This is a genomic window from Sphingomonas segetis (assembly GCF_009720245.1).
In the GTDB taxonomy this organism is placed as follows: domain Bacteria; phylum Pseudomonadota; class Alphaproteobacteria; order Sphingomonadales; family Sphingomonadaceae; genus Sphingomicrobium; species Sphingomicrobium segetis.
In genome coordinates, this window is record NZ_WJSQ01000122.1 from 1 (window position 1) to 8214 (window position 8214).

Consider the following 8214-nt stretch of genomic DNA (forward strand, 5'->3'; position numbering starts at 1 on the left):
CGTCCCGAAGGCGGCCAGCCGGCGCGCAATTTCCGCGGCCGCCGCAGGCGCTCGGGCGGCACCCGCGCCGCCTGATCGTCACATGAAAAGCGACCTGCGAAGTTCCCAAATCGAACATCAGACAAAATGCTGTCCTACAGGCCGCCATTTGTGATCTAGATTCGCGGATGCGTTCGCCGATTCTTTTCGAACCGTGCCGCAGTGGCGCTCGGTGAAGGTTTCCGACACATCCGACAACCCGCGCTTTGCGCCGTCCGTCACTGCGAACATTCGCGAACATTCGGCTCTCGACTCACGCGCGTGTGTGCGTGCGCGCGCCACGCGCGTGCGCGTGACTTCCCGCTGAAAATCCCTATATCCCGACTATGGCAACCACCTCCGAGAACAGCGGCAACAACAACAATTCCTACGGCGCCGACAGCATCAAGGTCCTCAAGGGCCTCGATGCCGTGCGCAAGCGGCCGGGAATGTACATCGGAGACACCGATGACGGTTCGGGCCTCCACCACATGGTGTTCGAGGTCAGCGACAATGCGATCGACGAGGCGCTCGCCGGCCATTGCGACCGCATCCTGATCACTCTCAACCCCGACGGGTCGGTCAGCGTCGACGACAACGGCCGCGGCATCCCGACCGGGATCCACGCCGGGGAGGGTGTCTCGGCGGCTGAGGTCATCATGACCCAGCTCCACGCCGGCGGGAAGTTCGAGAACACGTCGGACGACAATGCATACAAGGTCTCCGGCGGGCTCCACGGCGTCGGCGTGTCGGTGGTGAACGCGCTCAGCGAGTGGCTCGAGCTGACCGTCTGGCGCGATGGCGAGGAGCACTTCATGCGCTTCCGCCACGGCGAGGCCGAGGCGCCGCTCAAGGTTGTCGGCAAGACCGACAGGCGCGGCACCCGCGTCACCTTCCTGCCGAGCGCGGACACGTTCAAGATCACCGAGTTCGACTTCGAGCGGCTCGAGCACCGGTTCCGCGAGCTGGCCTTTCTCAACTCCGGCGTGCGCCTCGTCCTGATCGACGATCGGCACGATGAGCAGAAGCAGGTCGAGATGTATTACGAGGGCGGAATCGCCGCGTTCGTCAAATATCTCGACCGCGCCAAGACGGCGCTGATCCCGGAGCCGATCTCGGTCACCGGGCAGCGCGACGAAATCGGCATCGAGGTCGCGCTCGAGTGGAATGATTCCTACTACGAGAACGTCCTCACCTTCACCAACAACATCCCGCAGCGCGACGGCGGCACCCATCTCGCGGCGTTCCGCGGCGCGTTGACGCGTACGCTCAACAATTATGCAGAGCGCTCGGGCATCCTGAAGAAGGAGAAGGTCGCCCTGACCGGCGACGACATGCGCGAAGGCCTGACGGCGATCGTCTCGGTCAAGCTGCCCGACCCCAAGTTCAGCTCGCAGACCAAGGACAAATTGGTCAGCTCCGAAGTGCGGCAGCCGCTGGAAAGCCTGATCGCCGACAAGCTCAGCGAATGGCTCGAGGAAAATCCCGCGCACGCCAAGACGATCGTCCAGAAGATCATCGACGCCGCCGCCGCGCGCGAAGCGGCGCGCAAGGCGCGCGACCTGACCCGGCGCAAGGGGGTCATGGACATCGCCTCGCTTCCGGGCAAGCTGGCCGACTGCCAGGAACGCGATCCCGCCCTCAGCGAGCTGTTCCTGGTCGAGGGCGACAGCGCCGGCGGCTCGGCCAAGCAGGGCCGCAACCGCCACAACCAGGCGATCCTTCCGCTCCGCGGCAAGTTGCTCAACGTCGAGCGCGCGCGCTTCGACCGGATGCTTTCCTCGCGCGAAATCGGGACGATGATCCAGGCGCTCGGCGCCGGAATCCGCGAGGACTGGGACATCGCCAAGCTGCGCTATCACAAGATCGTCATCATGACCGACGCCGACGTCGACGGCGCCCACATCCGCACGCTTCTGCTGACTTTCTTCTACCGGCAGATGCCCGAGCTGATCGAGAACGGCCACCTTTTCATCGCCCAGCCGCCGCTGTACAAGGTCGCCCGCGGCCGCTCGGAAGTCTATCTCAAGGACGACGCCGCGCTCGACGATTATCTCGAGGAAGCGGGGCTCGAGGGACTGATCCTCGACACGCCGGACGGGCAGCGCTCGGGCAAGGACCTCAAGACCCTGGTCGACCACGCGCGCCGCATGCGCACACTGATGCGCTACGCGCCGCGCAAATATGATCCGGCAATCATCGAGGCGCTCGCGATCGACGGTGCGCTGAGGCCGAATCTCGACCGCGATGGGAAGTCGAAGGCGATCGCCAAGGTTGCCGAATGGCTCAACGCCGGGGACACCGAGGCCAACTGGACCGGCGAAGTGGCGCAGGAAGGCGGTTATCTGCTGAAGCGCCTGTGGCGCGGCGTGACCGACGCCTATCTGATCGAGCCGACCTTCCTCGTCTCGGCGGAAGCGCGCAAGCTCGACATGCTGGCCGGCGAGCAGGCTGCCGCATATGCCAGGCCATTGACGCTGCGCACCCTCAAGAAGGGCGCCGCCGAGCAGGAGCCGACGCTCGGCACCGGCGAGGGCGAGGATGCCGCCGAAGAGGTCGCCGCCGACACAAAGGGGAAGCCGGTCGCGATCACGCGGCCCTCGGAGCTGCTCGATGCGGTACTCGCCGCCGGCCGCAAGGGCCTGTCGATCCAGCGCTACAAGGGGCTCGGCGAAATGAACGCCGAGCAGCTGTGGGAGACCACGCTCGACCCCGCCAACCGCTCGCTTCTGCGGGTCGAAGTGGCCCAGGCCGACGTCGCCGACGAAATCTTCACCCGCCTGATGGGCGACGTCGTCGAACCCCGCCGCGAGTTCATCCAGGACAACGCGCTCAGCGTCGCCAATCTGGACGTCTAGGAACCATTCAGCAGCAACATCTATTGGCGAGGGCATGAGCAGCGGGCCCTGCATCACGCTGGCGAGCTACAACATGCACAAGGCGGTCGGGCTCGACGGCCGGCGCGACCCGCAGCGGGTGCTTCGCGTGCTCCAGGAGATCGACGCCGATATCGTCGCGCTGCAGGAAGCGGACAAAAGGACCGGCGGGCGCGGCTCGACGATGCCGCACGAGCTGATCGACAGCCACGGCCTGTACCAGCCGGTTGTCTTCGGCGTCCGCCACAAGCGCATCCTCGAAAAGGCGCGCAGGCACACCGACCGGCTCCTGAAGGTCGATACGCGCAACATCGGCTGGCACGGCAACGCGATTCTGGTGAAGAGGCACGTCGGCATTCTTGCCTGCAGCGTGGTCGAGCTGCCGACGCTCGAGCCGCGAGGCGCGGTGATGGCCGAGTTGCTGATCGAGGACCGGCCGCTCAGGGTCATCGGGATGCACCTCGACCTTTCGGGGCTTTGGCGGCGGCGCCAGATGCGCGCCATCCTCGAAGCGATCGCGCGCCGGCCGCAGAAGATGCCGACGGTGCTGATGGGCGACACCAACGAATGGCGCACCGCTGCCGGATGCCTTCAGGAGCTTGCGCCGCAGTTTCACATCGCCCCGACCGGCGCGAGCTTCCACGCCCGGCACCCGGTGGCCCAGCTCGATCGGATCATCGTCGACAAGGCGCTCAACGTCGAGGCCGCGGGCGTCCACATGAGCCCGGCCGCGCGCCGGGCGTCGGATCACCTCCCGATCTGGGCGCGGGTCAGCGCCTAACCCGTGATCTTGCGCAGGCGCCGCCGCTGGATCGAGGAGCCGATCCCCATTGACTCGCGATATTTGACGACGGTGCGGCGCGCGACGTCGAAGCCCTTCTGCTTGAGCAAGCCTGCCATCGCATCGTCGCTAAGGATTTCGGTTTCGGCGTCGATCAGTTGCTTGATTGCAGCCTTCACCGCTTCGGCCGCCGCGCCGTCGCCTTCGGCCGACTGGACCCCCGAACCGAAGAAATATTTGAGCTCGTAGAGGCCGCGGTCGCACAGCAGATATTTGTTCGATGTAACCCGGCTGACGGTGGATTCGTGCATTCCGATCGCCTCGGCGACTTCGCGCAGGGTCATCGGCTTCATCGCCGAAACCCCGCGCTCGAAAAAGCCTTGCTGGCGCTTCACGATTTCGGACACCACCTTGACGATCGTCCGCGCGCGCTGGTCGAGCGCCTTGACCAGCCAGTTGGCGCTTTGCAGGCATTCGCTCAGCCACGCGCGCGACCTCTTGTCCTGCGGCCCGGATTTGAGCTCCTGATAATAGCGGCGGTTGACCAGCAGCCGCGGAAGCGTCGCTTGGTTGAGCTCGACCGCGAACCCGCCGCGGGTGCGGCGCACGAAGACGTCGGGCGTGACTTCTACTGCCGCGGATCCCGAGAAGCGGCAGCCAGGCTTCGGGTCGTAGGCCCTGAGCTCGCGGATCATGTCGGCGAGATCCTCGTCGTCGACTCCGCAGATGCGCTTGAGGTCGGCGGTCCGGCCTTTCGACAACAGTTCGAGGTTGTCGATCAGCCGCGCCATCGCCGGATCGTAGCGGTCCGCCGCCTTCGCCTGAAGCGTCAGGCATTCGGCGAGCGACCGCGCGCCTACTCCGGGTGGATCGAGTCCCTGCACCACGTCGAGTGCTCCCCTGATGAGCGGCAGCGGCGCGCCCGTCAGCTCGGCGATCTGCTCCAGCGGGACGGTCAGATAACCCGTCTCGTCCAGCGTCTCGGCGATGATCCGTGCGAGATCGCCAAGGTTTCCTGACACGCCGTGGAGCTGGTCGATCAGATGCTCGGAAAGCGAGGCCGCCGCGTACTGGACGCGTTCGAAGTCGAATGCTTCCTCACCGCCGCCTGACGTGACGACGTCGGCGTAGCTGTCGGTCTCGAGCGCTTCGGATTGCCAGTCGACGTCGAGCGGGCGGTCGTCGTCCGCTTGCCCGCTGATCAGGTCGTCCGCGCCCGGATCGTCGGGCGCTTCATTGCTGTCGAACTCCTCGCCCTGGAAATCGCCGGCGGGCTGCTCGTCCGGCTCGCCGGATTGCGACTCGAGCAGCGGGTTCTTCGCGATCTCCTCGGCGATGTAGCTGTCGAGTTCGAGGTTGCTGAGCTGCAGCAGCTTGATCGCCTGTGCGAGCTGGGGCGTGAGCAGCAGCTGCTGCGACTGGCGGATGCTGAGGGAGGGGCCAAGGCCCATTGTGCTAGCCCGCTACAGCGCGAAGCTCTCGCCGAGGTACAGGCGCCGGACCTCCTGGTCGGCGACCAGCGCTTCGGGAGTGCCCGCGAACAGGACCTGGCCGTCGTAGATGATGCAGGCGCGGTCGACGATATCGAGCGTCTCTCGGACATTGTGGTCGGTGATGAGCACGCCGATGTCGCGGCTCTTGAGCTCGCGCACCAGCTCGCGGATGTCGGCAATGGAGATCGGGTCGATTCCGGCGAACGGCTCGTCCAGGAGCATGATGGTCGGTTTGGCAGCGAGCGCTCGGGCGATTTCGCACCGCCGCCGCTCACCGCCCGACAAGGCCATCGCAGGCGAATCGCGAAGCGCTGTCAGCCCGAATTCGCCGAGCAGCTGCTCAAGCCGCGCGTGGCGTGCGTCCCGGTTCGCCTCCGTAACCTCGAGCACCGCCATGATATTCTCCTCGACCGTCATGCCGCGGAAGATCGAGGTCTCCTGCGGCAGATAGCCGAGGCCGAGGATGGCGCGCCGGTACATCGGCAGGCCGGTGATGTCCTGGCCGTCGAGGAAAATTCGCCCGCTGTCCGGCTTCACCAGCCCCATCACGGAGTAAAAGCAGGTCGTTTTGCCGGCGCCGTTCGGTCCGAGCAGCCCGACGACCTCGCCGCGATGCACGTCGAGCGAAACGTCGTGGAGCACGGCGCGCCGGTCATAGGACTTGGCTATCGACCGGACTTCGAGACCGCCGCTGACCTGTTGCGCCTCCTCCTCGGAGGGCGGTGCGAGGGTGACGGCTTCGTTCACCGCGGCGTGCCTATTGTTGCTGGCGCTGCGGGACAGTGAAATGGCCCTTCACGCGACCGCCGCTCGAATTCACGCCGGGCGGGCCGCCGTCGATGACGGCGCGGCCGGTGTCGAGGTCGATGACCAGCCGTGCGCCGCTGACCTGGTTGTTCTGGCGGGTCAGCTGGACGTTGCCGATGAGGGTGATGAGCTTGCGCTCGAGGTCGTAGACCCCGAAATCGCCACGCGCGGTTTCCGAGGGGCTGCGCACGACCACGCCGCCGGCCGCATCCAACCGTTTGATCTGGACACCGCCGACGCCCGCACCGCCGGAATAGGCAACCGTCAGCCGCGGCGTGTCGAGCGTGAGCTCGGCCTGGGTGACATGGACGTTGCCCGTGAACATGGCCCGGTCGGCGCGGTCCTGGACCTCGATCCGGTCGGCGGACACGTCGACCGGCGCGTCGCTGTTGTGGCCTTTCAGCGCGGAAACCGGCTGCTCCTGCTTGATCTGCGCCGCAGCGGCGGTGGCCGCCAACGCGGCTGTAGCAAGGATGATGCCAAAGCGCATGTGCATCATCTGACGGCCCCCTGCACGATTTTCAAGCGAGCACCGTGATCGAGCACGACCGTCCGGTCGCCAAGGTCGGCGTGCAGCCGGCCCGCCTGGAACTGACCGAGCCGCATGGCGCCCGCGACGGGGCCGTCGCTCGTCAGCTCGCGCTGCTTGAGATCGACCGTGACGTCGCGCGTCGCCAGTCTGTATCCCCCCGCGCCCGCGACCTTGACCGGTCCGTCGATCATGATCTTCTGCGTATCGACGTTGTACCGCCCCTGGTTCGCGGCGATCAGCAGCGGCCCCTGCGCGAGCGCCAGCCGGGCGAACATGCCGCGGATGTCCACCACCGGCACCTCTGAGCTGGGCTGGATCGCACGGTTGGCGACGATGGTGAATTGCTGCCCCTTGTTGTCGGTGCCGACATAGCGCGCCTGCTCGACTCGCATCCGCTCGGGCGCGTTCTCGACCTTCTTCTTGTCGAGGATGAAGCTGACGTCGCTCTTCTTGCCGAGCGGGGCCAGCGCGAGCACGGCGATCAGCACACCGACGCCGGCGGGCAGGATCACCTTGGTCCACTTGACGAGCCGGTCGTGCGCGCTTCCAGGCTCCGCCCAGCGCTGCTTTCCCGCGCGCTGACTTTGCGCGATCTCAGCCATCGTGCGCAAAGATGTCCTGCTCCGGCCAGCCGGCAATATCGAGCAGCGCGCGCGCCGGAAGGAAATCGAAGCAGGCCTGCGCAAGCGCGGTCCGGCCCTCGCGCTCGAGCCGTTCGTCGAGCTTGTCCTTGAGGGCATGGAGATAGCGGACGTCGCTCGCAGCATATTCGCGCTGCGCCTCGCTGAGCTCGGCGGCGCCCCAATCGCTGGTCTGCTGCTGTTTCGAGATCTCGAGGCAGAGAAGCTCTTTGACGAGATCCTTGAGCCCGTGGCGGTCGGTGTAGGTGCGGACGAGGCGCGATGCCGTCCGGGTACAATAAAGCGGGGCGGCCATGATCCCGAGGTAATATTGCATGATGCCGACGTCGAAGCGCGCGAAATGGTAGAGCTTGAGCCGATTCGGGTCCGCGAGCAGCCGCTTCAGGTTCGGCGCCGAAAAGTTGCTTCCCTGTCCGAACCTGACGAGATGCTCGTCGCCCTTGCCGTCCGACAATTGCACCAGGCACAGCCGGTCGCGGCCGGGGTGGAGGCCCATCGCCTCGGTATCGACCGCGATCGGCCCGTCGGCGAACCCGACGTCAGCGGGCAGGTCTTCCTCGTGCAGATGAACGGCCATTCGAGTTCCTCGGGTGAAGCGTGTCAGGGCGCTTTAGTCTCCCTCGCGCCCGCCTTGCCAGCCCCGTGAAATTTCGCAGCAATTTGAGTCACTAGAGCCGCCCTGAATTTTGCTGTAATGATGTGAACGGTGCGTGAGTGGATTGCGCGCCATGACCGGTTGCGCCTTTTTGCCCGAGCGCGTTGGTTTCAGGGGTCAACGGGCAGATTGAGTTCGGACGGATATGGGTTTCGATAAAGGGCGCAAAGGAGAACGCGGAGGGCGCGGCCGCGACAAGCGCGAAAGTTTCGGCGCAGACAATTTCCAGGAGTTTGGCGGTTTTCAGGAGCGCGGCGGCTTCGGCGGCGGCGGCGGTAGTGGCGGCGGCGGTCGTGGCGGCTACGGCGATCCCGACCGGATGCTGACGAAATTCTTTCAGTCGGCTTACGACGCAGCGGCCGAGCTGGCGCACTGGGACCGCGCAGCGCTGGAGCGGGAGCCAGTGGCGCC

Annotated in this window: 8 protein-coding genes; 2 read left to right on the forward strand and 6 right to left on the reverse strand. The window is 66.0% G+C overall.

What is annotated here, in order from left to right; translation table 11 throughout:
* Positions 1-365 precede the first annotated feature (365 nt).
* Together gyrB and GH737_RS11085 are read left to right on the forward strand one after the other, a co-directional pair.
* Positions 366-2876, forward strand: coding sequence for a DNA topoisomerase (ATP-hydrolyzing) subunit B (gene gyrB / locus GH737_RS11080; protein ID WP_155264880.1), 2511 nt, complete (start codon positions 366-368; stop codon positions 2874-2876).
* A 34-nt stretch (positions 2877-2910) separates the two neighbouring features.
* On the forward strand, positions 2911-3675 hold the full coding sequence (locus GH737_RS11085) for an endonuclease/exonuclease/phosphatase family protein (RefSeq protein WP_155264881.1): 765 nt from the start codon (positions 2911-2913) through the stop codon (positions 3673-3675).
* Here GH737_RS11085 and rpoN read toward each other — a convergent pair.
* The 6 genes from rpoN to GH737_RS16125 all read right to left on the reverse strand — a co-directional run.
* The gene (rpoN, locus tag GH737_RS11090) at positions 3672-5126 is read right to left on the reverse strand and encodes an RNA polymerase factor sigma-54 (protein WP_155264882.1); all 1455 of its coding nucleotides are present in this window, start codon (positions 5124-5126) and stop codon (positions 3672-3674) included. The two genes, GH737_RS11085 and rpoN, sit on opposite strands and share 4 nt — an antisense overlap.
* Positions 5127-5138: 12 nt before the next feature.
* Positions 5139-5915, reverse strand: a complete 777-nt coding sequence (gene lptB, locus GH737_RS11095; protein WP_155264883.1) for an LPS export ABC transporter ATP-binding protein — start codon at positions 5913-5915, stop codon at positions 5139-5141.
* 10 nt (positions 5916-5925) lie between these two features.
* On the reverse strand, positions 5926-6474 hold the full coding sequence (locus GH737_RS11100) for an LptA/OstA family protein (protein ID WP_230558771.1): 549 nt from the start codon (positions 6472-6474) through the stop codon (positions 5926-5928).
* On the reverse strand, positions 6471-7109 hold the full coding sequence (gene lptC, locus GH737_RS11105; protein ID WP_155264885.1) for an LPS export ABC transporter periplasmic protein LptC: 639 nt from the start codon (positions 7107-7109) through the stop codon (positions 6471-6473). The genes GH737_RS11100 and lptC overlap by 4 nt, the downstream gene beginning before the upstream one ends.
* Positions 7102-7725, reverse strand: coding sequence for a ribonuclease D (locus GH737_RS11110; protein WP_155264886.1), 624 nt, complete (start codon positions 7723-7725; stop codon positions 7102-7104). The genes lptC and GH737_RS11110 overlap by 8 nt, the downstream gene beginning before the upstream one ends.
* 91 nt (positions 7726-7816) lie before the next feature.
* A partial coding sequence (locus tag GH737_RS16125) for a hypothetical protein (RefSeq protein WP_476749615.1) occupies positions 7817-8214 on the reverse strand: 398 nt, incomplete at its 5' end.